General features: G+C 59.1%; 15 protein-coding genes. 8 read left to right on the forward strand and 7 right to left on the reverse strand.

The genetic code is table 11. From position 1 onward, the window contains the following. Positions 1–390: 390 nt before the first annotated feature. Positions 391–1,683, reverse strand: a complete 1,293-nt coding sequence (locus F6X40_RS00545; RefSeq protein WP_187626475.1) for a cation:proton antiporter — start codon at positions 1,681–1,683, stop codon at positions 391–393. 771 nt (positions 1,684–2,454) lie between these two features. Between F6X40_RS00545 and F6X40_RS00550 the strand changes: the two genes are divergently transcribed. Then, complete coding sequence (locus F6X40_RS00550; RefSeq protein WP_184062891.1) at positions 2,455–2,751, forward strand: hypothetical protein; 297 nt, start codon at positions 2,455–2,457, stop codon at positions 2,749–2,751. 860 nt (positions 2,752–3,611) lie between these two features. Here the strand turns inward: F6X40_RS00550 and tssE are convergent. The 6 genes from tssE to tssK all read right to left on the reverse strand — a co-directional run bounded on the left by tssE (position 3,612) and on the right by tssK (position 11,359). Continuing rightward, entirely contained in the window at positions 3,612–4,037 is a 426-nt protein-coding gene (gene tssE / locus F6X40_RS00555) for a type VI secretion system baseplate subunit TssE (RefSeq protein ID WP_184010942.1), read from the reverse strand. A gap of 14 nt (positions 4,038–4,051) precedes the next feature. Then, complete coding sequence (gene tssH, locus F6X40_RS00560) at positions 4,052–6,763, reverse strand: type VI secretion system ATPase TssH (RefSeq protein WP_187626476.1); 2,712 nt, start codon at positions 6,761–6,763, stop codon at positions 4,052–4,054. Positions 6,764–6,909: 146 nt separating this feature from the next. Then, positions 6,910–7,395 (reverse strand): Hcp family type VI secretion system effector, encoded by a 486-nt coding sequence (locus F6X40_RS00565; protein ID WP_184062887.1) that lies wholly within the window; start codon positions 7,393–7,395, stop codon positions 6,910–6,912. A gap of 111 nt (positions 7,396–7,506) precedes the next feature. After that, positions 7,507–9,282 (reverse strand): OmpA family protein, encoded by a 1,776-nt coding sequence (locus tag F6X40_RS00570; RefSeq protein ID WP_316251773.1) that lies wholly within the window; start codon positions 9,280–9,282, stop codon positions 7,507–7,509. Beyond that, positions 9,279–10,010, reverse strand: a complete 732-nt coding sequence (locus tag F6X40_RS00575; protein WP_184062883.1) for a DotU family type IV/VI secretion system protein — start codon at positions 10,008–10,010, stop codon at positions 9,279–9,281. Before F6X40_RS00575 ends, F6X40_RS00570 begins: the two co-directional genes overlap by 4 nt. Then, entirely contained in the window at positions 10,007–11,359 is a 1,353-nt protein-coding gene (gene tssK / locus F6X40_RS00580; protein WP_187626478.1) for a type VI secretion system baseplate subunit TssK, read from the reverse strand. The genes F6X40_RS00575 and tssK overlap by 4 nt, the downstream gene beginning before the upstream one ends. 564 nt (positions 11,360–11,923) lie before the next feature. On the opposite strand from tssK, the gene tssB reads away from it, so the two are divergent. From tssB to F6X40_RS00615, 7 genes are all read left to right on the forward strand, one after another. Further along, complete coding sequence (gene tssB / locus F6X40_RS00585; RefSeq protein WP_184010923.1) at positions 11,924–12,436, forward strand: type VI secretion system contractile sheath small subunit; 513 nt, start codon at positions 11,924–11,926, stop codon at positions 12,434–12,436. A gap of 73 nt (positions 12,437–12,509) precedes the next feature. Then, a complete protein-coding gene (gene tssC, locus F6X40_RS00590) occupies positions 12,510–14,066 on the forward strand; it encodes a type VI secretion system contractile sheath large subunit (RefSeq protein ID WP_187626479.1) in 1,557 nt (518 codons plus the stop codon). A gap of 99 nt (positions 14,067–14,165) precedes the next feature. Next, entirely contained in the window at positions 14,166–16,502 is a 2,337-nt protein-coding gene (locus tag F6X40_RS00595; protein ID WP_187626480.1) for a type VI secretion system Vgr family protein, read from the forward strand. Positions 16,503–16,510: 8 nt separating this feature from the next. Next, the gene (locus F6X40_RS00600) at positions 16,511–19,198 is read left to right on the forward strand and encodes a glycoside hydrolase family 19 protein (RefSeq protein WP_262421314.1); all 2,688 of its coding nucleotides are present in this window, start codon (positions 16,511–16,513) and stop codon (positions 19,196–19,198) included. Further along, positions 19,195–20,169 carry a hypothetical protein gene (locus tag F6X40_RS00605; RefSeq protein ID WP_187626481.1) on the forward strand — a complete coding sequence of 325 codons (975 nt, stop codon included), beginning with the start codon at positions 19,195–19,197 and terminating at the stop codon, positions 20,167–20,169. Before F6X40_RS00600 ends, F6X40_RS00605 begins: the two co-directional genes overlap by 4 nt. A gap of 209 nt (positions 20,170–20,378) precedes the next feature. After that, positions 20,379–22,919, forward strand: a complete 2,541-nt coding sequence (locus F6X40_RS00610) for a glycoside hydrolase family 19 protein (protein WP_262421315.1) — start codon at positions 20,379–20,381, stop codon at positions 22,917–22,919. Then, the gene (locus tag F6X40_RS00615) at positions 22,919–23,413 is read left to right on the forward strand and encodes a hypothetical protein (RefSeq protein WP_187626482.1); all 495 of its coding nucleotides are present in this window, start codon (positions 22,919–22,921) and stop codon (positions 23,411–23,413) included. Before F6X40_RS00610 ends, F6X40_RS00615 begins: the two co-directional genes overlap by 1 nt. The last annotated feature ends 897 nt before the right edge of the window (positions 23,414–24,310 follow it).

Consider the following 24,310-nt stretch of genomic DNA (forward strand, 5'->3'; position numbering starts at 1 on the left):
AATCGACAGGATGACAAACCGCGCCTGCCAGGTATGTGGGAGAACCGGCATTGACGGCCAAATGCCCGGCGCCGCGACAGGCGCGACGGTCCGGAAACTGGCGAAAAGTAAGCCAGAAACTGGCGGCGGACTCGTTCAAGTCCGAGCAAGGGCCGCGGCGTGAACCGTGGCCGGAGGGAGACGGCGGCGGTTCGACTCGCCATCGGTCTCGCCTGCTGGTGGCCCGCCCCGGGTCAGAATCGCGGCGGGCACTGCTCAGAAAACGCTTAAATCGGGCCCTCCAATCCAGTGTCGAAATCGACGCGATAGCCGCTCGCGCCGGTCTCGGACTGTGTTTGGATTTTCTCACCAACCTCGCGGTGCAGATCGGCGTAGGTATCCACTTTACGATTAGCGCGCGTTTTGTGCAGGCGATGCGTCCGGCGGGGCTGGCCGGGTTGCGTGAGCGGCCGGGATATTGAGCCGACGGATCAGCGGGCCCAATGTCGTCGCCTGAATCAGCAGGCTGAATACCACGACGAGATACGTGACGCCGATGAACATTTCGCGTCCGTGAAACTCCGGCAGCGACAGCGCGAGCGCAATCGAGATGCCGCCGCGCAGTCCGCCCCACGTCAGCACGACAGCCGAATGCGGACTGAGCCGCCGGAAGTTCTGCAGCGCGAGCAGCGGAATCGCGACGCTGACGCCGCGCGCGAACAGCACGACCGGAATCGCCGCGAGCCCGAGCCAAACGATCTCGACGCGCAGCGACAGCGCAATGATTTCGAGTCCAATCAGCCCGAACAGCACGAGATTGAGCAACTCGTCGAGCAGGTCCCAGAAGTTGAACAGATGCTCGCGCGTCTTCTCCGACATCGACGTCGACGCGCCGTGATTGCCGATCACGAGCCCCATGATCACGACCGCGAGAGGCGCTGACACGTGCAGCGCTTCGGCGAGACTATAGCCGCCGGTCGCGAGCGCGAGTGTGATCAGGATTTCGACTGGATAGCTGTCGATACCTCGCAGCAGCAGCGACGCGCCGAAGCCGAGCGCCGCGCCGAGCACGAGCGCTCCGGCGACTTCGCGCAGCAGATCGAATGCGATCGCGCCCGCGGAAAACTCGTTCGCGCCGGTCGCGAGTCCGACTAGCGTGACGAATGCGACGACGGCCGTGCCGTCGTTGAACAGCGATTCGCCGGTAATCTTGGTTTCGAGGCTTTCGGGCGCCGCCGCGCGCTTGAGCACGCTGAGTACCGCGATCGGATCGGTCGGCGAGATCAGCGCGCCGAACACGAGACACCACGGCAGGCTCACCGGCTGGCCGAGCCATTGCGCCGCGTAGTAAAAGCCGAAGCCGACCACCGCGATCGAAATCAATACGCCAATCGTCGCGAGCATCAGCACCGCGCGCCGCTGCGTGCGCATCTTCGACAGATCGACGTGCAGCGCGCCGGCGAACAGCAGCAGACTTAGCAGGCCGTGAAACACGATATCGGCAAAATCGATCTGCACGACGATCTTGCGCGCGGCGATCGCCATCGCCGGATAGTAGAATCCGAGCGCAGAAATGCCGACGCAGACGACGAGCCCCACCGCGGTGATGCCGAGCGTGTCGGGCAACCTGATGAATCGATAATTGAGGACGCCGAACAGCGCGACGATGGCGAACAGCGCACCGGCAATCTGGAAGACGCTCATCGTGCACGCTCTCCCGCTTCGCGGCGGCGCGAACGCGTGATCAGGGTGGCACCGAGGTAACTCGCGCGACAAGGCATAAAACAGGCAGGCAGAGAATGCCGACACAATTGCGATATTGAACCAGCGAGATGTTTCACCAGCAATTCCTTATTCAGGCTCATTCAATCCGATAAGCGATCTGCGGTCTGTAATGACACGATCTTTGCCGCTGGCGATCGAGCGACGTACCGGGACGGACGCTTCATTCAAACGCGGCGGACGATGCGGCCAGACGCAGCGTACTTTTTATTGGACCACGAGCGGATGACGGCGAACCGGGCGGAGCCAGGCTCGCCAGACGGGCGCCACGATGAGCAATGGCAGTGTTCGGACTACTGAAGCGCCGGAGGAGTTCCGGTCTTTATTTTGGGATATAGCTTTTTATTTCGAGATGGTTCGCGGGGCTTGATTCGTCAAGGCTATTCGATCGAATCTGAATAAACGGTATGAATCTGTAATCCGAATTTGCCGGTCCGATGACTTCAGATTGCATGGAGCCTTGTGATTCATTGTTCCAAAATCTGTAAAGCATATATCTAATCTCACAGTAAAACTGTTTTGCTCGTCATTGAGCATCGTTGACGCTGGAATTGGCAGGTCGAGAGCAGGGAAAGCCCTAACCGGGAATCGCCCAGGATATGACAATTGTTGACAAATGCGAGTCGAGAATGATGCAGCATAGATACACGGCGAAATGCTGTTATGTAGCAATGGGTGAAGACGGAGAAGAGCATGGAGCAAACCTATCGTTATCGGGGATTCGACATCGTGGTCAACGCGTTGCGCGCGACCGATATGTCCACCCATGTCGGCAGTGCCACGCCGCGGCGCGCGTACGTGGCGAGCGTCACGTTGAAGACGCGGCTGATCGGCGGCGAGTGGTCGACCGCTTTCCGGGTAGCTTCGGTGCCCGGTCGTTCGTCGACCGATCTGCGGGAAGTGCTGGCGGCTGGATTCGCGGCCGCCACTCGGGTCGTCGACGACGTGGTAAGCGTGATGGGCGACGGGTTCGCGCGCAAGGCGGCCTGAGTTCCACACGGGGCGCTCGGCGCCGTGGTGCCACGCGGCAGGCGTGATCGCGCACAGGGGTGCCCAAGCGGTCCCGGCATTTCAAAGCGCTCGCGATCGTTGACCGTCGACTACGGTTGTCGGTCGTGGCGAGCGTCGAAATAACCACGCGTATCCCTGCGGTGCGTGTGGGTCCCAGGCAGGGCGTGCTCGTCTCCTCAGCGTCCTGTTGTTTTAATCCCGCCCCCCTGTGCGGGATTTTTTTTGTCAGTCGACATTGCGGGCGCTCGGTAATGCACTGCCACATCCGCACGGCAGGGGAAAACAACAATTTTAACTTTTGTTTGCATTGCGTTTCTTGCTTAATCGTTATAGTCGAACGGGAATCGCGAAAATGTGATTCGGGTTCACTTTTTATTTTTTATGCGCACGCGACACAAGGAAAAGTGCATGTTTAGCTCGCGATTTATGTCGGCTGTGTGAAATTCGGGTGAAAAAGCAAGCGGAACAAATAATGCTTATTCGAAAATCCTTTCTGTTTGCCGTTATTGTCTCCGTCGTGGGGACGACGCAGACCGATAGTCCCGATCCTCACGAACGGCCCGCGCGGATGAATGCGGCGGACGGCACACTGGCCACGTGATCGCCTGCTAACGGGGCAGCAAGGAAAAAAGCCTCGAACACAGGGCGTGATCGAGGCTGCCGAAGGACAGACTCAATGCCTGTCTGGGAAGGTCGATCGGACCCGTGATCGACCTTCCCACTATAGCGAGTTACCCGCCGAGCAACTGTGAACAAATGTCGCGGTCGAATCGACCGGCGAATTCGCGAATAAATCTGAATCGTAGCTTCGGATTCGACTGGCATGCGGATAACGCTGATTACCCACGCCCCTGCATCCGGCGTCGTATATGCAGCCGCCCCGGCGGCTCGAAATACGTGCCGAAGCGCACGAGCCCGGCCTTCTTCAAATGACATGTCATTTCGAAGCTGACCAGCACGCCGGGGTCGTCGTCCTCGAGGATGTCGATGTCGATCGCGCGAATACGAGGTTCATATTTCAGCAGCGTCGCTTCCATCTGCTGCTTCAGCGCGTGCGCCGACGACGGCAATGCCTTGTAGATGTTCGTCATGTCCGGCAGACCGTAATCGGGCAGGTGCTTCAATGCGCCCGCGCGCGTGTTCAGAATGCGTTGCACGTTCTGCTGCACGCTCAGGCATTCGAGCGTGCGGTCGTCGTATGCGTCGAGCGGCTCGCCGCCGATCTGGCCGAGCAGCATATCGTAGAGAGACGGTCCCGCCGGCATCGAGTGGCGCTCCGTTAGCCGTTCGCCGCATGTTCAGCCACGGCTTCTTCGCGATCGATGAAATCGATCGTCAGACTACCTTCGGGTGAACCGGTCAGCAGGATCCTGGCGGGCGCGATTCCATATGCCATGCGCGCGAGCAGTTCGCGCGACACCGTGGGCAGAATGCGCTGATTGACAAACGCATCGACGTTGCGCGCGCCCGATTCGCGCGCGAGACACAACGCGGCCATCGCATCGATCAGCGCTTCGTCGCAGCTCAGTTCGACACCGTGCTGGCGGTGCAGACGCTGCGCGACGTTACCGAGCTTCAGGCGCACGATCGAGGCCAGCGCGCTCGCATCGAGAGGGCGGTACACGAGCGTCTGGAAGCGCGCGAGCAGCGCCGGTTGAAAGTGGCCGACGAGCTGCGGATGAATCGCGTCGAGCAGTTCGTCGTGCGAGATCTCGGGGCTTTCCGCGGTCGTGTCATCGATTTGCGCGCTGCCGAGATTGGACGTCATCAGGATCACGCAATTGCGAAAGTCGATCTCGCGCCCCTCGCCATCGCGCATCATGCCGCGATCGAACACCTGATAGAACATGTCGAGCACGTCGCGGTGCGCTTTTTCGACTTCGTCGAGCAGCACGACGCTGTACGGACGCTGCCGCACCGCCTCGGTCAGAATGCCGCCGCGTCCATAACCGATGTAGCCGGGCGGCGAGCCCTTCAGTTGCGAGACTGTGTGCGATTCCTGGTACTCGGACATATTGATCGTCGTGAGCGCGGCTTCACCGCCGAACAGCAGGTCGGCGAGCGCGAGCGCGGTTTCGGTCTTGCCGACGCCCGATGGTCCAGCAAGCAGAAACACGCCGAGCGGCGCGTGTTCATTCTTGAGCCCCGCCTTGGCGGTCCGCAGGCTTTCGGACAGGGCGGCGAGCGCGTCGTGCTGCGCGACGACGCGTGTCGCGAGCTGCGTTTCCAGCGTCAGCAGGCTTTGCAGTTCGTCTTCGACGAGACTGCCAACCGGCACGCCGGTCCACTCGGCGACGACGCGTGCGATCGCCTGGGCGTCGACGTCGGCGAAGATCAACGGGGCCTTGCCTTGTGCAGTCGTCAGTGCGCGACATGCTCGCGCGAAAGCGCTGGCATCGCGCGAGACGGCATCGCTGTCGCGTTGGCGGTGCAGCGCCTGGACGAGTTCGAGCTCCTGTTCGTAACGTGTTTGCAGCGCCGCGAGTTCGGCCTTCGCGCTCGCGAGCGCGGCGTCCAGTGCGCCGCGGCGTGCTTCGCTATCGTCGATGCCGATGCGTTCGTCGTCTGCGAGCGCCGCGCGTTCGAGCTTCAGCGCGGCGACCGCGGCCCGCGCGCGTTGCAACTCGGCCGGCGGTGCTTCGAGGCCCATGCGTACGCGCGCGGCGGCCGTGTCGATCAGATCGACGGCCTTGTCCGGCAGTTGCCGCGCCGGGATGTAGCGACGCGCCAGCTTGACCGCGGCGACCAGCGCTTCGTCGCGAATGTGTACATGGTGGTATCGGGCGTAGTGGCTTTTCAGGCCGCGTAGCATCAAGCAGGCCGCGTCGTCGTCGGGTTCTTCGACCTTGATCATCTGGAAGCGGCGTTCGAGTGCCGCATCGCGCTCGAAGAATTCCTTGTATTCGGACCACGTGGTCGCCGCGATCGTGCGCAATTCGCCGCGCGCGAGCGCAGGCTTCAGCAGGTTCGCGGCGTCGGCGCCGCCCGCCGCGTTGCCGGCGCCGATCAGCGTGTGCGCTTCGTCGATGAACAGCAGGATCGGCACGGGCGAAGCCTGAACGTCGTCGATCACGGTCTTCAGGCGTTGCTCGAATTCGCCTTTCACGCCGGCGCCCGCTTGCAGCAGGCCGAGATCGAGCGTGAGGATGCGCACGTCGCTTATTACGTTCGGCACGCTGCCTTCGGCGACGCGCAACGCGAGCCCTTCGACGAGCGCGGTCTTGCCGACACCCGGTTCGCCGACGAGGATCGGATTGTTCTTGCGACGGCGCGCGAGCACGTCGACCATCTGCTGGATCTCGCGCTCGCGCCCGAACACAGGATCGATGTCGCCGCGGCGCGCCTTGTCGGTCAGGTCGATCGCAAAGCGGGCGAGGGCGTCGGCGCTGGCAGGTGTGGTCTCTTTTGCGCGAAAGACGCCGTTCGCCGCCGCGGCGCTTGCCGCAGGTTGCGGCCGTTCAGATCGTTGTTCCTCGTCTTCGCTTTCGATTTCACTTTCGCACGACCGATGCGCCATTCGCGGCAGCAACCGTTCGATCTGCGCACTGCTGACGGCAAGCAGTGGCCACGCATTCTGGGCGCGCAGCATATGCGGCGCATCGACGATCGCCTGCAGCAAATTCCCCGAGCGGATTCGCGCCTCGGCGCTCTCCGAAGATGCGTGAAGCCATGCATCCCTAAGCAGTGCCGCCAGCTGCGGCGACAGGGCGGGCTTGCCGCGCAGATTGCGCGGCAGACGGTCGATTGCACCGAGCAGCGCATCCCACAGCGCGTCGATATCGATCGTGCAACGCCGCAGGATAGCGGGGATGTCGCCGTCGCCCGCTTCGATCAGCTTCAGCAACCAGTGCTCGACCGTGATCTCGTCAGCCAGCCGCGTCTGGCAAAGACTCGCGGCCGCTTCGAGCGCCTGCGCGCAGTGCGGGTTGAGTCGGCGCAGCAGATGAGTGATGTCCCAAAGGGCGCTTCTTCGGTCGTCGCGCAAGGTCATGTCGGCAGTTCGGTCACGGAGGGAAGCGGCAAGTGCGCTGTGCACTCGCCGATGAAAAAGGACCAGCCCGCCACGCGGACCGGTAAAGACGCGTCAACGCACGTCACGAGACCGGCGCTGCGCCGGTCCCACTTACCACGCTTACATCAGGAACGCTCGTTCCAGGTGTCCTTGTGGATGATGTTGCCGTCCTTGTACGACCACGTGATCGTCTCGTAGCGCAGCTCGACGTCTTCGATGTGGTTGTGCTTCTCGTAGTCGGGGTTCTTGATGTCGAACATTTTGGGCTTGACCGCGACGATCTTCACGTTGTCCAGCTTCGTGTTGAAGTACTCCTTTTCCTTGCCGGCGTCGTCGATCTTGTACCACTTGATCTCGACCGACTTCAGTGTCTGACCGCTCGTGACAGCCTTGTACAGATACGGCGTCGACGCATCGGTTTCCTTCGTCAGCGTGATCGGTTTGTGCACGCGGGTGCCGGTCAGCTTGCCGGTGTTGCCGTCGGTCGGAATATGCACGCCGTGATCGAACGCGACGAGCTCGACGCTGCCTTCGCGGCCTTGCACCGTCACCGAACCCTTGATGTCAGCGCCGCCGTCGTCCTTGAGCCACATGTAGGCCGGAATTGCCATACTTTCTACTCCTTGATTTTTCTACTGCTGCGACAACCGCCCGGAGCAGCCCCCGAGCGTCTGGATCCCGAAGCGCGGTGCTTCAGGGGCGAAACACTGCGATTTTTTCGCCTATTGGTTTGAAGGAGCGTCCGGCACGAGCGTGATTTCAACTCGCCGGTTCTTCGCGCGTCCGTCGTCGGTAGCATTGCTCGCGATCGGCCGCGTCTCGCCATAGCCCTGAATCGCAAACTGCGACGCCGTGAGGCCCGACACGTCGATCAGCCAGTCGCGCACGGCTTGCGCGCGAGCCGTGGACAACTTCAGATTGCTCTGCGGATTGCCGACGTTATCGGTGTGCCCGGCGACCAGAATCCGCTTGTCTGGATTCTTCCTGATCATTTCGAGTGCACCGACCATCGCGCGCGTCGAGCCGGGCTTCAGCTGAGCGCGGCCGCTGTCGAATAGCGACATGCTGTCGAGCGCGACGACCGCCGGCGGCGCAGCAGGCGGCACGTACGACGCGATCGCGGTGTCCAGCGCCGGCAGCAGTTGCGCACCGCGATACATGCCGAGCGACAGTCGCAGCGGCACTCCGATGCGCGCGTAACGGTCGAGCTGATCGCGATCGGCGACGAGCGCTTGCAGCGCGTCGCGTTTGGCGTTGTCGTGCGCGGCCGGAATCATCGAATAGCGGCCGAGGTCGGTGCCGATGCGATCGAGCAGGGCTTCGTTGTTTCTCGCGGCGGACCACGACGCGACGGCGGCTGCGCAAGCGAGCAGCGCGAGCGCATGCGCGCAGGCAGTGCGGCGCGGCGACATCCAGTAGCGCCGCGGTGTTGCTTCGATCAGCGGTTGCGGTAGCGGCCACGGCAGCGGTGATGCGCCGACGGCGGCGCGGCTCACACAGGTTTTCATCTGCACGTCGCGTTCCCACGGATCGGCCGAACCGGTTGCCGAACTGCTTGCTGGACCGCAATCGATCCAACCCGCGCCGAACAACGCCCACGGCGTGGCGGGCTGCTGCGGGTCGGTCAACGTGCCGATCACGAGACGCTGCGTCCAGCCGACGAGCGACGCGAGCGCCGCCGCGCGCGCGGCACCCGTGGTAGGCGTGGTAGCCGTGGTAGCCGTGGTACTGCCCGCGTCGCCAGGCACGCGCTGAGGCTCGGCTTCGGCCGCGCGGACCACGAGTTCGAAACGCTCGGCATCGACGATTCGCGTCGCCGACGACACCCCGTACCACGCAGGCGCCGACAGACCAGGCGGGCACGTCGTCATCCGCTGATAGACGGCGACATAGCCCGGCAGCCGCGTGCCGAGCGTGCGAGCCGCATCGGCGACGCAATGGCGCACGACGCGCAGCTTCTGCGTGAGCATGTCGGCCCCGACATGCAGCGCGGGCGCCACCGACAGCACGACGCCATCGGGCGCACGTCCGTCGCGCCACTGTCTGAGCGCAACCGCGAGACGCGGTAACTGCTGCGGATGATCGACGCGCAACCAGATCGCGCCGTCGCCGACATGCGCGAAGCGCTCCTCGTGGTTGCGATCGAACAGAGCCGGCAGACCGTCGCCGGTAACGAGCACGAGCGGCATGCGGGTGCGCAGCTTCGGCGGAATTCCGGCGGTCGAGGCGCCGAGCGCGGCCAGGACCTGCGCGCTCTGTTCGCCCGCGCGGGATAGCCAGAGCGTGCGCCATCCGACGAGTACGCCCACGAGCAAGCCGACGACCGCCGTCAGCGCCCATGCGATGCCGCGTCCGCCCGGCAGCACGAACCAGATCGCCGCGAGCGCCAGCACGGCCGTGAACACGAGCATCGCGCGCAACGGGTAACCGAGTCTCTCGTACGCGCGATCGGGCGTGCGCGTCGGCGTTGCGGACAGGATGCGCAGATCGGACTTCACGGCTGCGTGGGCTTCGCGTGCGCGAGTTGCGCTAGCTGGCTGTCGAGCAGGGCCGACCAGACCAGCCAGACGATGGCGGCGACCACGCATGCGAGCCCTGCAATCGCCCACGGCGAGAGCCGGTAGAACCAGTCCGACAAGCGGCGGCCGGGGCGATCGGCGATGAAGGTGCGTGCGGGCGCTGGGCGAAGTTTTTCCAGCTGCGCATGCAGCGCTGTCGTCAACGCCGTGCGTTTCGCTTCGCCATCGCGCGCGAAACGGCCGATCAAGCCGAGGCTCAGAATCGCCGCGTAGCATTCGAGCAGCTCGATGTGCGGCGACGCTTCACGCATGCGCGCTTCGAGCCGTTCGAACACGCGCTCACCCGCGTCGTGCAGGTTGAACAACTCGACTTGCAGCGGTTTCAGTTCCCACCCCGCGCGGCTTTCGGGCGGCAGATAGCGCAGCGCGACTTCATCGAGCAGCCCGCATTGCGCGAGTAGCGCTTCGCGCCGTACGTCGTCGGGATAGCCGCGCCGCTCGAGTGCAGTCGAGAAGTTGGCGATCAGCGCAGCGCAACGATTGCGGAAGTCGATTGCGTGACCCGCGTGACCGCCGGGCGTAAGCGTCGTGACGAGCAGCGCGGTGTCGCGCAGCAGGTCGCGAATGCCTTCGCGCGACGCGCGCGTCGCGCCGGGCGCGCTGTCGAGCAGCGCCGCTTCGTTGGGGCTTCGGGGCAGGGCGTTCATGAGCGCAGTACCGCGTAAAGTTCGAGCGATGCGTCGGGCACCGACGCCGGCAGATAGATCTGGCAGGCGCGCGCGGCGAGCATCTTCGCATGCGCGGCGTTCGCTGGATCGAGCGCGAAGTATTGGTTGTCGAGGCGCACCGGAATCGCGGCCGGCACGCGCGCTACCGCCTTGAGCGGGATGCCGAGCAGCGCCGAATTGATGATGTGCTCGACGTCGTCGGGCGCGCCGATCTTGCACAGGCGCGGGAACTGCTCTGCGAGCTCGAACGCCGGCACCGGCGCGTTGACCGACAGATACCAGTCGGCCGCGCCTTCGACGATGCGCTCGTCGAGGAACTGACCCGCCCACGTGGTCGCGCTTTTGCGCGTGAGGCCGATCGACACGACGCGCGACGGAATGATCGCGTCGAGCAATTCGCGGATCGTGGCCTCGAGCTTTGTGAACACCTCGTCGGCGCGCGCGTGGTCGTAGGCGGGAATGTCGGTGAGTTGCACGCGCGTCGAGAACGTGATCAACGCGCTGACCAGTTGCGCGAGCGTCGTGTAGAGCTGCTCCGGTGAGCGGCGCGGATGCGCCGCGTAGAGCCGCAACTGCGGCCATGCCGCGTGAATGCAGTGCAAAAGCCAGAACAGCTGCACGTCGGCGACGCCATATTCGGCGACCTGTTCGAGCCGTTCGCTACGACGCGCGCCGAGCGCAACGCTCTTCGCCTGCAGGATATCGGCGAGGCGATTGATGCGCTCGACATGCAGTGGGTGGCTGCCGAGCGTCAGGCACGGCGGCACGAAACGGTGATCGACCTGGAACTGGCCGCTCGCGCTGCGCGTGAGCCGCGCGATGGCGCAGACCGTGTCGTCGGCATGCGATTCGAAATCGAACAGCAGACGCAGCGCGTGACGCTCGGACGCGATCTCGGTTTCGCTGCCGCCGTTCAGATCCACGACCTTGACGAATTCGCGATACGTGCGGCGTGGACGCGCAAGCGACGTTTCATCGAACCGGCAGTTGTCGCCGTTCGCATCGGGCAGCGCGAGCGCCGCGAACACGACGACGCTTTGCAGATCAGCGGGCACGCCTTGCGCCAGATCGCGCGCGGCGGGCAGAGCGTCGGTCAGCGTCGTGTCGACCGGCGTGCCGTCTGAAAAGCGCAGCTTGAGCCGTGCGAGCTTCAGACGGCCGGTGGCCAACGCCTCTTCGTCGATCTCGACGCCGAGCGTGCCCCACGGTTGCGCGAGCGCGGACGTGGCGAGCTGTTGCAGCGCGAAGCCGGCCCATCGTTCTTGCTGCTGGAAGTGCTGCTGCGTGAGGATGAGGCCCTCATGCCAGAGCGGTTTGTCGATCCGCATAGGTATTTTGGTCTGATGCTTGTTGCTGATTTAATCTGGATTATCCGAGATTTCGGATTCTATATGTCGTATTCGCTGTTCGTATACCCATATTTCGACTGACGTTGAAAATATGACAAAAATTGACTAATTCAGATTTGAGATACGGTTGAGATTTATCCTGAGAAAGCGAAATTCAATTTGAGATTGTGTCAAATAAATGCGCGGCGAATTGACGAAATTTAATAAATGTTAAATTGCGTTAATTCCTCGTTTGCGGCTCTGGGCGGTGCAGCGGCGAGAATATGTGAAAGCAGAATTTATTTAACCATTGTTCACACTGTTTGATTCCGCGTCTCGATCAATATGCTTTGACGTCATGCGGGAAAACCTGCTTTAATATCGTCTGAATTTAAATGAGGTGCACGATCCGAAGTCGTGCAATGCGGTATCGTCGTCGTAATTCCCATTGCGAGTCGCGCATATCTCTTTAAGCGCGCTCGCGGGCATGCGCGAATGGAATTACCGCATCGCCATGGGCGAGATCTGCGGGTTGTGTCGAATCTGATTACATGAGGAGTATGAATGGACAGCTTTCAGCGCGAAATTCCGAAGAGTCGCGTCTCGATCACGTTGGACCTGCACACGGGCGGCGCGCAGAAGAAGGTCGAGCTGCCTCTCAAGCTGCTGGTCGCCGGCGATTTCAGTGCGGGCCGCGAGCAGGCGGCACTGGCGGAGCGCAAGAAGGTCAACATCGACAAAAATAATTTCGACGCGGTGCTCGCCGACTACGCCCCCGACCTGAAGATCGCGGCCGAGAACACGCTCGCCGACGATGGTTCGGAGCTACCGGTCAAGCTCGCGTTTCGCTCGATGAAAGACTTCGAGCCGGAGCAGGTGGCGCGTCAGATTCCCGAATTGCAGGCGCTGCTGGCGATGCGCAATCTGCTGCGCGATCTGAAGTCCAATCTGCTCGACAACAGTACGTTCCGTCGCGAGTTCGAAAAGGTCCTGAAGGACCGGCGCCTGTCGGACAAACTGCGCGGCGAACTCGCGCAGATCGCCACTGCCGCGACCCAGCCGGAAGGCCATGCCTGAGCGGGGACGGTCGAAGCAAGCCGTCACCGCCTGGCGCAACCGCATTGCTGCAAAAACTCAGCCAGGAACAAAAATGGAACAGAACGAATCCCGTCAGGGCGCGACCGAGACCGTTGTGCTCGATGCCGCGCAAGACATGTCCTTCGCCGGCGACAGCGTCTATGCGTCGCTGTGCAACAAGATCAACCTGAAGCCCGTATCCGAGGCGCGCCCGCTCGAGGCATTCCGCGATAGCGACATGCTGTCCGAGGCGTCGGCCGACGAGCGCATCGCGCGTGGTATCGGCGCGTTTCTCGAGCTGGTCGCGCAATCGAGCCAGCCTGTCGAGCGTCTCGACAAGTCGCTGCTCGATTTTCATATCGGCCAGCTCGACCGGCAGATCAGCCGACAGCTCGACGCGGTGCTGCATACCCCTGAGTTTCAGGCGCTGGAGGGCCGCTGGCGTGGCCTGAAGATGCTGGTGTCGCGCACGGATTTTCGCAAGAACGCGCGCATCGAAGTGCTGGACGTGTCGAAGGATGCGCTGCAACGCGACTTCGAAGACACGCCGGAGCTGATCCAGAGCGGCCTGTATCGCCTCACGTATATCGAGGAGTACGACACGCCGGGCGGCCAGCCGATCAGCGCGTTGATCAGCGACTTCGAGTTCGCCAATTCGCCGCAGGACGTAGCACTGCTGCGCAACATCTCGAAGGTCGCGGCGGCTGCGCATATGCCGTTCATCGGCTCGGTCGGCGCGGCATTCTTCGGCAAGAAGTCGATGGAGGAAGTCGCGGCGATCCAGGATATCGGCAACTACTTCGATCGCGCCGAGTACATCAAGTGGAAGAGCTTCCGCGATACGGACGACGCGCGTTACGTCGGTCTGACGATGCCGCGCGTGATCGGCCGCCTGCCGTATGGCAAGGACACGACGCCGGTGCGCGCGTTCAATTACGAGGAAGCGGTGAAGGGCCCGGACCATGACCGGTACCTGTGGGTCAACGCGTCGTTCGCGTTCGCGGCCAACATGACGCGCAGCTTCGTGAATAACGGCTGGTGCGTGCAGATCCGCGGCCCGCAGGCTGGTGGCAAGGTGGAAGACCTGCCGGTGCACCTGTACGACCTTGGCACCGGCGTGCAGCCAAAGATCCCGACCGAAGTGCTGATTCCGGAAACGCGCGAATTCGAGTTCGCGAATCTGGGCTTCATTCCGCTGTCGTTCTACAAGAACCACGACTTCGCGTGCTTCTTCTCGGCGAATTCTGCACAGAAGCCGGCACTGTACGAGACCAAGGAAGCGACGGCCAATAGCCGTATCAACGCACGGCTGCCGTACATCTTCCTGCTGTCGCGTATCGCGCACTACCTGAAGCTGATTCAGCGCGAAAACATCGGGACGACCAAGGATCGACGTCTGCTGGAGATCGAGCTCAACAACTGGATCAAGGGTCTCGTGACCGAGATGAAAGATCCGGGCGACGAGTTGCAGGCATCGCACCCGCTGCGTGAAGCGAAGGTGACCGTCGAAGACATCGAGGACAACCCGGGCTTCTTCCGCATCAAGCTCTTCATCATCCCGCACTTCCAGGTCGAGGGGATGGACATCGGGCTGTCGCTGGTGTCGCAAATGCCGAAGGCGAAGAGCTGATCAGGGGTTTTCTGATTGAGTCTTCGCACGAGCTGCCGGGGCAACCGTTAGCAGTTGCCTCGACAGCGCTGTGATATTGGCGTAATCGAGAGGAATTCAATGCTGATGGCATTGCCGTTGCAGGCTTATGAATTGAAGCTGGCGCCGCACCCGGCGCCGTTCTCGATCCTGAAGTTCACGGGCGTCGATCGCATCAGTGAGCTGTATGGCTATGAGATCGAATTCACAAGCCCGGTAGCGGGAATTCCGATGGATCAGGTGCTCGGGCGCCCGGGGCGGTTCACGATCGAGCCGGGCGATCCGGATATCGACTATCTGCGCAAGATGTTTGGCGAGAACGCCGAGAAGTTCAGCACGAGACCGCCCGCGCATACGATTCACGGCATCGTGACGAAGTTCGACGAGTTCGAGACATCGGCCGATCAAACGCGCTACAGGGTCGTGCTGGAGCCGAAACTCGCCGATCTCGATCGCGGCGTGACGAGCCGGTTGTTTCAGAAGCAATCGGTCGAGGAGATCATTACCGATACGTTGCGGCACTACGGGTATCGCAGCGGAGTCGACTTCGTGTTCCAGCTACGTGGGCAGTACAAGCGGCATGAGTACATCACGCAGTATCGCGAGACGACATTCAGGTTTATCCAGAGGCTCTGCGCGCAGGAAGGAATGTGGTTTCGGTGGGAACAGAAGAAGGATCGCGCGATGATCGTGTTCGGCGACGATCTCGATGCGTACGCGCGTAAGCAGCGTAGGGTGCCGTACCGGCGTAATGCGGGAATGGAGGGTGCCGGAGCGGAGGCAATCACGGCGCTCGAGAAAAGGACGCAGCGCGTTCCCGAGTCCGTGCGCCTGCACGACTATAACCATCGCCAGGCGGGAATATCGTTGCTCGTGGAGGAGAACACCGCGCGCGACGACAGCACCACGAACGCGGTCGATTACCGCTGGGGCGAGCATTACGAAACGCCCGACGAAGGTCAGCGTATTGCCCGGTTGCGGCATGAGGCGCATCTGGCCAGTCAGATTGCGTTTGTCGGCACGGGGAATCCGTTCTGGCTCGAGGCGGGCGAGGTCATGTCGATCGATCCGAATCCGGCCGATGCGAAGTATGGGATTTTCGTGACTTCAGTGAGGTCGCAGGGCGCGCGGGATCAGGCATATCAGGTGACGTTCGAGGGGATTCCGTCGGATCGTGTGTGGCGGACTTCGATGGAGTCGGTTCGGCGGCCTACCATCGATGGAATCTTGCCCGCGCGGGTCACGTCGCCGGGGAATTATAAGTACGCGTATCTGACCGAGCAGGGCTGGTATGTGATCGTGCTGCCGTTCGATCTCGATGAGTGGAGTCCGGGCGGAACCAGCCGGCCGGTGCGGTTTGCGAAGCCCTATAGCGGGGATGATTATGGTCATCACTTTCCGCTGATCGATGGGGCGGAAGTGGCGATCGTGTTCACGGCTGGGGACCCGGATCGGCCTGTGATCATCGGGGCGATGCATGACAGCTTGCACCCGGATCTGGTTAATAACCTCAACAATACGCGCAATATCGTTCGAACCGCCGCTCAGAATGAAATGCGGATGGAGGATAAGGAAGGGGTTGAGCATATCCATCTGACTACGCCGTTTCAGACCAGTGAGCTGAATCTGGGGCATATGGTTGATGGGGAGAGGAAGGAGCGGGGACAAGGCGCCGAGCTAAGGACGGATGGGTATCTGTCAGCCCGGGCGGCCAAAGGATTGTTGCTTAGTGCCGAGGCGCAGCCTGGTGCTGTGGGCGAGCAACTCGCGATGCCCAACGCCGACACAACACTTCAGCAAGCCGAGGAAATCCTGCGCTCGCTCAACGGTTCTGCGAGTGCCGCGCAGGCGTTGCTGGCCGCAGTCGATCAGCAACGTGTGCTCGTCGAGCAAAAGCTCGCGGAACTCCGGAAGCCGGTGATCGTGGCGAGCGCACCTGAAGGCATTGGTGTCGCTAGTGGCGCGCACATGCAGTTGGCCGCGGGTAAGCAGATGTTCGTTACTGCTGGCGAAGGAATCGACATCGGCGTGCTCAAGCGGATCACGGCAGCGGCCGGCGAGGCAATTTCACTGTTTGCCGCGAAGCTCGGAATCCGGATTTTCGCAGCCAAGGGCAAGGTGCAGGTTCAGGCCCAAGGGGACGCTCTGGAATTGATGGCGCTTACCAACGTCGCGGTTAGTTCGTCGACAGGCGAAGTAGTCATTACTGGGTCGAAAGGGATCACGCTGGGCGATGGAGCAGGTGCGTACGTAAAAATCGCAAACGGGAAGATCGTGATTGCGAGCTCAAGTGAGATACAGGTCAAGGGTGGGCTGGATGTCGATGGTCCGGCGAAGAGCAATTTTACCTTTCCAAGCTGGCCGGGTGCTCCCCTTAAAGATGTCAAAGGGAACGCGAACTTCGGGTTTTCAGAATAAGCATAGTCATGGCAACTACGACTCCTCCGCCGAATCCACCCATCACGCCCGTGAAGCTGCTTCAGTTTGCGTTTCCGTTCCGCAGGAAGGGCACCGGTGGGGCGCCGGCAGATTTCATTGACGAGCATGAATTCCACAAACTGTTGAGGCAGGAGCCATCGGGCGCCTATTCGGTCAGCGGCAAAGGCATGTGGCACGGCGGAATACATGTGACCGAGGCGGGCGCCGGCGCATCGCTGGATCTGAAAGGCGGAGTGCGCTGTATTGCGAACGGCGAAGTGGTCGCATGGCGCCTCGATAGTACTTACCCGGTAAGCGAGATCCCCGCGCGGAATGGCCAACCTGCAATCAGTGCGCCGTACAGCACAGGGTTTGCGCTGGTGCGTCATTCAATGGAGTTTCCCAAAGACAGGAAACTGACTTTTTACAGCCTGTACGCACACCTGCAGGACTTCGCGGACTACGAGAGTGACGCACATCTACCCAGGCCGAAGTACTGGGCGACGCGATTCGAGGTGACCACCTGTGCGCAGGACCGTCCTACGGCCGGGTCGGGTGGCCAGCTGGCGCCCGCCGGGCAGCAGGGACTGCGGGTCCGGGTATCCAGGCCGCATGGCGCGGTACTCTGCATCCTCCCTCAGGGGGCTCAGGTTAGCCTTGGAAGACGCGAGGACGGCTGGGGGCAGATCAAGGATGCGAGCGGCGTGTCACCCTATCCGGGAACCGCCGGCGGTGTCGCGCATCCCGCGACAAACGGATGGATCTTTCTTGGCGCAGAGCACGGTGGTCCAGTTGTCAGGGAAGTAATGCCTGACTCCTCGCTGGACCGGGTGATCGTGTTGTCGACGCCCTCCGAAGTCGTCCCGATCAAGGCGGGTGAACTGATTGGCCATCTTGGTCGCTACGACCCGTTGTCCCGGCAGACTTCCGGAAACCGGATGGTGCACATTGAGGTCTTCTGCGACGACAGCATCAAGTCGTTCATCGACGAGGGGCGCAGCTGGATCGGGCAGAACGGCGCAAAGGTCAACGCATGGAAGCAGTTGGCCCTTCCCGGTGAGCCAACGATCCAGCGGATCGACAGTGGGACCACGTTGTACACGAGACACAATGAGGAAGGAGCTGAAGCCGGACAGACCGGTGTAATCGAGGTCTTTCCGCTTGCGGCGCTTGCCAGGGGAAGCACAGATCGTCAGTACATCGAGACAGAGACAGGCGGCGATGGCGACAAGTGGCGTTGGTGGAAGATCGACAGCGCGGATGTTCGTCACCAGCCGATCGATGGCTGGGTACGGGAAGAGAATTTTGCGGGCGGGAGGGTGACGCGGGAATTCGCGCAGAAGTGGGTGGACTTCCAGACGCTGGACGACGAGCACGATCCGACGCATACGATGTTTGCGACGACGAACGGGTTTGTCGACTATGCGATGGGTGCGGACGTGCCGGATGCGGGTTCGCTGGGCAAGCTCAGTGCGCTCATGTCATCGATTTACCAGGCGCTGAATCTGGGCGGCGACCCTGCACGGGCTGCTGACGGATTACGCAATGCGGCGAACGACCCGTGGACGGCGCTGCGGATGTCGAGGCTGATCATCCAGCACGAGAGCGAGTGGGCGAATCCGGATAAGTGGAAGCAGTTGATTGCGGCGATCGAACAGCGCACGGGGCCGAAGGCTGAGCACGTCGAGGAGCAGAAACGGATCGGGAAGCTGGTCTGGTGGGATGTCGTCAAGGCCGGGCTGACGGACTTTCCTGGGTCGAATGTGTTTCATATTCATCCGGTTGGGTTGGTGGGGAATTTCCGGAAACTAGATAGTTGTGACTGCGGATGCTGCTTGATAAACGGGTGCAAGGTAACTCGTTGGAATGGACAGACTGTTCATTATGGACCGATCTATAAAGGCAATTTGTCATTGGAGAATTCGCCCGCCATGCGCCGGTTCCTTGACACTGGCCGAATGACCGAACAGGAACATCGCATTCTTGTGGCAATGTCGCAGAACGAAGGAAATGTCGATGGTGTTCAGGCATACGACAGTGAGATCTTTACTGCGGGTGCTTGTCAAAAAACAGTTAACCCCACAGGGGCGGGCGAATTCACAACGCAGGTTGCTCAGTTCAAAGCCGAGAACGAGGCAGCTTATCAGCGTCTTTTTGCTCAATGCGGCTGGACAATTGAAGAAGATAGCGGGTTGAAAATGTACTACCAAGATTCCGAGATAACGGGAGGTGTAAAGATAACTGGCGATGAGCTATACAAGAAGCTGAGGGAGGGCTGTACACAAGCTACGTTCGGGCACAGTATTAAGCAAAAACCGCTGGCCGCTATAGCTCATGCCATCCGGGACGACGAGTTTCAAGACAAGCAAGTGAAAGATTTCGTAGCTCGCTTGCGGTTGGTTCGCACGCTCACCCCAGTGGGCTATGCTCATTCACTTGCTGAGTACTTTCTGACGGATCTTGGTCACGCAACCGCACTTGACGAACACGTCAACCGCCCCAGCAATGTCGTGAAAGATACAGGAAAAGCCTTGGATGTCTTCTTTCATGCCAATCCCACGGTGAAAAAGGATCCATCAACTTGGGGAGACTCTCACGCTGCATACGAGTTAGAGATCCTTGCTTACTATGGTGAACATCGAAATATGAACGATTGTCGTCCCAGATTTGCGCAACTGAGGGGCAAGTTGTCATGAAAACGATTAGCTTATATTTTGGCAAGAGAAGATTCGTCGTCATTTGGATGGCGTCATGTTTCTTTGTCTCGACATTTCCTAAGACGGTTTTTGGGGAGCAAACCCTTCTGCCTGGCGGCCAGTCAATTGAGCTTGTGCGACCTTTAGCCGGTCAGATGAAGGATCGTTTTGGCGATGGCTGGTCCACAGGTTTTTTCGTTGACAAGGATGGTCATCGCCTCCAGCTATTTTCTGAAGAGCAATTGACGAAGAACGGTGGGGTCGTATTCGAGGGATTCGATCAAAGAGATGTGTCCGTCACCGGCCGCTATGCCGTCTTGCCCGTCGTCCGACAAGGAACGCTGGAGGTCGCAGGTGAGAAGCCGCGCATTGAGGGAAGGGAGTATTGTCCTGTCGTCGAAACGGCGACAGGGTGCATCCTTACCATGCAAACCGGTGAAATATGCGGTGGACAATGGGCAGCCCGAGGGGACCAATGGTTGGATGCGAGTGTCGATCGTACTGCGGAAATGATAGAGAAGACCACTTTCGATGCCAAAAGACTTTGGAAAGAGTTTTCGAATTCGAGCGTCCATTTAAAGCTCGTGGATGTAATTGTCGCGAACATGGGTATCTCAAATGTGATGGCGTGCGATCCCGTCAGTAACGACAATCATAAAGATTACTTGGCGATCGTAAGGCAGCTAAAAAACGAAAAGGCGACGTCGGAAGCCGAATACATAGAATCCAAATTGGCATTGCCTGCTGGAAAGTCACATCTAACTGGGACGAAACTCATAGTCATTGTCGACCGGACGTGGCTATATGACTCTCCTCATCCGGAAGAAAAGACAAAATCGTATATCGTTAGAGGTGAGGTTGTCACGGAAGTTAGTGCTGTTGATTCCGGCTGGGTCCAAGTAGATTATTTTAGAAGTAACGGTCGGGTTCTGCGCAAATGGATTCGAATCGACGATGTCAGACCGCTGTGAGAAAGGGGGGGCTTATTTCACGCTAAGACGGGCATAAGGCGGCTACGAATTTTTCGCGATCTCGGAGGGCGTATTGGCCTATGTCTGCAGCCTATAAGAAGATGCATCTGGACTTGATGAGCAAGTTGGCAATCTTTGATCGTCGGACAGAGTCCAGCCGATCCGGTCAAGGGGAATACGAACTTCGGCTTTTCAGAATAAGCATAATCATGGCAACTACGACTTCTCCGTCAAATCCACCCATCACGCCCGTGAAGCTGCTTCAGTTTGCGTTTCCGTTCCGCAGGAAGGGCACCGGTGGGGCGCCGGCGGATTTCATTGACGAGCATGAATTCCACAAACTGTTGAGGCAGGAGCCATCGGGCGCCTATTCGGTCAGCGGCAAAGGCATGTGGCACGGCGGAATACATGTGACCGAGGCGGGCGCCGGCGCATCGCTGGATCTGAAAGGCGGAGTGCGCTGTATTGCGAACGGCGAAGTGGTCGCATGGCGCCTCGATAGTACTTACCCGGTAAGCGAGATCCCCGCGCGGAATGGCCAACCTGCAATCAGTGCGCCGTACAGCACAGGGTTTGCGCTGGTGCGTCATTCAATGGAGTTTCCCAAAGACAGGAAACTGACTTTTTACAGCCTGTACGCACACCTGCAGGACTTCGCGGACTACGAGAGTGACGCACATCTACCCAGGCCGAAGTACTGGGCGACGCGATTCGAGGTGACCACCTGTGCGCAGGACCGTCCTACGGCCGGGTCGGGTGGCCAGCTGGCGCCCGCCGGGCAGCAGGGACTGCGGGTCCGGGTATCCAGGCCGCATGGCGCGGTACTCTGCATCCTCCCTCAGGGGGCTCAGGTTAGCCTTGGAAGACGCGAGGACGGCTGGGGGCAGATCAAGGATGCGAGCGGCGTGTCACCCTATCCGGGAACCGCCGGCGGTGTCGCGCATCCCGCGACAAACGGATGGATCTTTCTTGGCGCAGAGCACGGTGGTCCAGTTGTCAGGGAAGTAATGCCTGACTCCTCGCTGGACCGGGTGATCGTGTTGTCGACGCCCTCCGAAGTCGTCCCGATCAAGGCGGGTGAACTGATTGGCCATCTTGGTCGCTACGACCCGTTGTCCCGGCAGACTTCCGGAAACCGGATGGTGCACATTGAGGTCTTCTGCGACGACAGCATCAAGTCGTTCATCGACGAGGGGCGCAGCTGGATCGGGCAGAACGGCGCAAAGGTCAACGCATGGAAGCAGTTGGCCCTTCCCGGTGAGCCAACGATCCAGCGGATCGACAGTGGGACCACGTTGTACACGAGACACAATGAGGAAGGAGCTGAAGCCGGACAGACCGGTGTAATCGAGGTCTTTCCGCTTGCGGCGCTTGCCAGGGGAAGCACAGATCGTCAGTACATCGAGACAGAGACAGGCGGCGATGGCGACAAGTGGCGTTGGTGGAAGATCGACAGCGCGGATGTTCGTCACCAGCCGATCGATGGCTGGGTACGGGAAGAGAATTTTGCGGGCGGGAGGGTGACGCGGGAATTCGCGCAGAAGTGGGTGGACTTCCAGACGCTGGACGACGAGCACGATCCGACGCATACGATGTTTGCGACGACGAACGGGTTTGTCGACTATGCGATGGGTGCGGACGTGCCGGATGCGGGTTCGCTGGGCAAGCTCAGTGCGCTCATGTCATCGATTTACCAGGCGCTGAATCTGGGCGGCGACCCTGCACGGGCTGCTGACGGATTACGCAATGCGGCGAACGACCCGTGGACGGCGCTGCGGATGTCGAGGCTGATCATCCAGCACGAGAGCGAGTGGGCGAATCCGGATAAGTGGAAGCAGTTGATTGCGGCGATCGAGCAGCGCACGGGGCCGAAGCCTGAACACGTCGAGGAGCAGAAACGGATCGGGAAGCTGGTCTGGTGGGATGCTGTCAAGGCCGGGCTGACGGACTTTCCTGGGTCGAATGTGTTTCATATTCATCCGGTTGGGTTGGTGGGGAATTTCTGTCCAAGGAGCTTCCAATTCACAATGGAAATGATGCGACACATTTTCCCAAGCGCAGACGTTGCAACGTTGCAAGTGGTCATCATTGAATTAAATAATAATATCGATTTATTCAAGCTAAACACCTCACTGAGGCGAGAACATTTTTTTGCGCAAATCCGGAGAGAGGCTGGTTCGTCATTGGCTATTCACACCGGTGAAAGTCTGAACTATCCTCCGTCAAGACTATCGGTAAAATTTAGTTATTTCCGGCGTCATCCAGCAGAAGCAGAGCTATACGGACGGACTAGTAGTCATCCAGCCAATCAGAAGGAAATTGCAAACCGAGCTTATGCTAATCGGAATGGCAATAATGACGTCTCGAGTGGAGATGGATGGAAGTATCGCGGGAGAGGTTTGATACAGATAACAGGGCGAACGCAATATCGAAAATTCACTGAGTGGCATAGGCAGAATTCACAAGGTTGGCCAGCTGAGAAAGGTTTGGATTTCCTCGAGGATTTTGAGTTGATTGCGCAGCCAAAATACGCGGTGAGATCAGCTGCTGCTTATTGGATAAACAACAGAATGTACGAGATCGCTGATCAAGGTGCATCAACCGATGATGTCGATAACATTGCCAAAGTAATAAACCCGGGTCTTTTTAGCCATGCCCCAGGGCATTCCATAAGTGGTGACAATATGGATGATATTGTCGATCGGAGAAATAATTTCGACTCAATGCACAATTGGCAGGGATTAAGATAATGCAAACGCGGAAAATATTTCTTTTGATTCAGGTCGCAATTTTAAAATTTGCTTACGCCAACGAATTGGCTCCGCAAGAAGAAATAACCCTTTGCAATGAAGGTGAGGATGTGTATTTTAGTTGTCCGCTGGACAATGGAAAAGTAATTTCGGTTTGCGCAAAGAATAATTTGAATCCAAAACAGGGCTACGTAAAATATAAATACGGAGCTGGCAGGGATATCTTTGTGTATCCAAAAAACGGTATTCCGCCAAATAAAATATTGAAACTTTCAGACGTTTCGGAGGGAAGTATTCGAGGCTTGCATTTAAAATTTGAAAATGGACCGTATACTTATGTTGTATCCTCGGTTTGGCCCGGACAATTATATGTTTTGAAGAATAAAAAAATTGTTTTTGATAAACAGTGTCAAGCATCAAAATATAAAAGCTTTTCCAATAAAATATTTGATGGCGTAAATCAGGCGCCTCCTTCCGAAGTCGACGTGCATTAGGTTGTGACAATGAGGGCGAATGCGCGGATATCGGATGGCAATATTAACTATTCGTGTCTTGGCGCTGCGAACGCTGGTCGGAAAATGTGATGGCCGAGGCACACGAAGGTTCTGTCGCCGCAAAGGTAAATGCTATTGCCGCGATTGTTAACGTTCATGCTGATAGCTACGCGTCGCGCGTTAATCATTTAAATTCGATCTACACTAGAGGGACTTTCAATTGAAGGCGAACTGCTATCTGATTTTTCTTGCAAAAGCGATTTTTGTTTATGGGGTAACCTTGTTTAGCGCCAATGCGGGGGCAGGCGAGGTTACGCTTTGTTATCCTCATGAGGAAGTATATTTCAGCTGCCCAACAAATAGTAAAATAATGTCAGTATGCGCTGCAGGGAACATATCACCTGATAATGGATATGTTCAATACCGGTTTGGAAAAATTGGGCATGTCGAAATTGAATTTCCGGAGAAGCCATATCCTCCGGAAAAGTGGTTTTCAATAAGTGATATCCAGAATGGAAATTTGAGTTTCACGCACCTGAAATTTAGCTCGGGACGGTACCACTATGTTCTGTATCAAGGATTTCCGAGCGGAATATATGTTAAAAAGGACGCGAAAATAATATCCAATCATATTTGCGATGTTGGAGTGTACCAACCGATCAGTTTTCGAGCATTCAGAGGAATCAAAACAGTCGAGCCGATTGATGGAATAGATAATTAATGAGGAGGTACGTTCCGGCAACCTCTGTGTAATCGAGCTGATGAGCTATCGCATTTCATTTCTTGATGATGGAGTGAGCATAGAGTTCGGTGCGGAACCTCGCCACGATGGAGACGGAGTACGGGCATATCTGAAAGGTATTACAGATTCAGGGAGTGTTTTTGTCGATCTAACAA

It is taken from the genome of Paraburkholderia sp. UCT31 (assembly GCF_014397655.1).
Classification (GTDB): Bacteria; Pseudomonadota; Gammaproteobacteria; order Burkholderiales; family Burkholderiaceae; genus Paraburkholderia; species Paraburkholderia tuberum.

Bases quoted from the DNA above. Each gene is read 5' to 3' on its own strand.
- tssK (WP_187626478.1), bottom strand. From the start codon at position 11,359: ATGCGGATCGACAAACCGCTCTGGCATGAGGGCCTCATCCTCACGCAG.
- tssH (WP_187626476.1), bottom strand. From the start codon at position 6,763: ATGACCTTGCGCGACGACCGAAGAAGCGCCCTTTGGGACATCACTCAT.
- F6X40_RS00545 (WP_187626475.1), bottom strand. From the start codon at position 1,683: ATGAGCGTCTTCCAGATTGCCGGTGCGCTGTTCGCCATCGTCGCGCTG.
- F6X40_RS00550 (WP_184062891.1), top strand. From the start codon at position 2,455: ATGGAGCAAACCTATCGTTATCGGGGATTCGACATCGTGGTCAACGCG.
- F6X40_RS00595 (WP_187626480.1), top strand. From the start codon at position 14,166: ATGCTGATGGCATTGCCGTTGCAGGCTTATGAATTGAAGCTGGCGCCG.
- F6X40_RS00605 (WP_187626481.1), top strand. From the start codon at position 19,195: ATGAAAACGATTAGCTTATATTTTGGCAAGAGAAGATTCGTCGTCATT.
- tssC (WP_187626479.1), top strand. From the start codon at position 12,510: ATGGAACAGAACGAATCCCGTCAGGGCGCGACCGAGACCGTTGTGCTC.
- tssE (WP_184010942.1), bottom strand. From the start codon at position 4,037: ATGCCGGCGGGACCGTCTCTCTACGATATGCTGCTCGGCCAGATCGGC.
- F6X40_RS00615 (WP_187626482.1), top strand. From the start codon at position 22,919: ATGCAAACGCGGAAAATATTTCTTTTGATTCAGGTCGCAATTTTAAAA.
- F6X40_RS00565 (WP_184062887.1), bottom strand. From the start codon at position 7,395: ATGGCAATTCCGGCCTACATGTGGCTCAAGGACGACGGCGGCGCTGAC.
- tssB (WP_184010923.1), top strand. From the start codon at position 11,924: ATGGACAGCTTTCAGCGCGAAATTCCGAAGAGTCGCGTCTCGATCACG.
- F6X40_RS00610 (WP_262421315.1), top strand. From the start codon at position 20,379: ATGGCAACTACGACTTCTCCGTCAAATCCACCCATCACGCCCGTGAAG.
- F6X40_RS00600 (WP_262421314.1), top strand. From the start codon at position 16,511: ATGGCAACTACGACTCCTCCGCCGAATCCACCCATCACGCCCGTGAAG.
- F6X40_RS00575 (WP_184062883.1), bottom strand. From the start codon at position 10,010: ATGAACGCCCTGCCCCGAAGCCCCAACGAAGCGGCGCTGCTCGACAGC.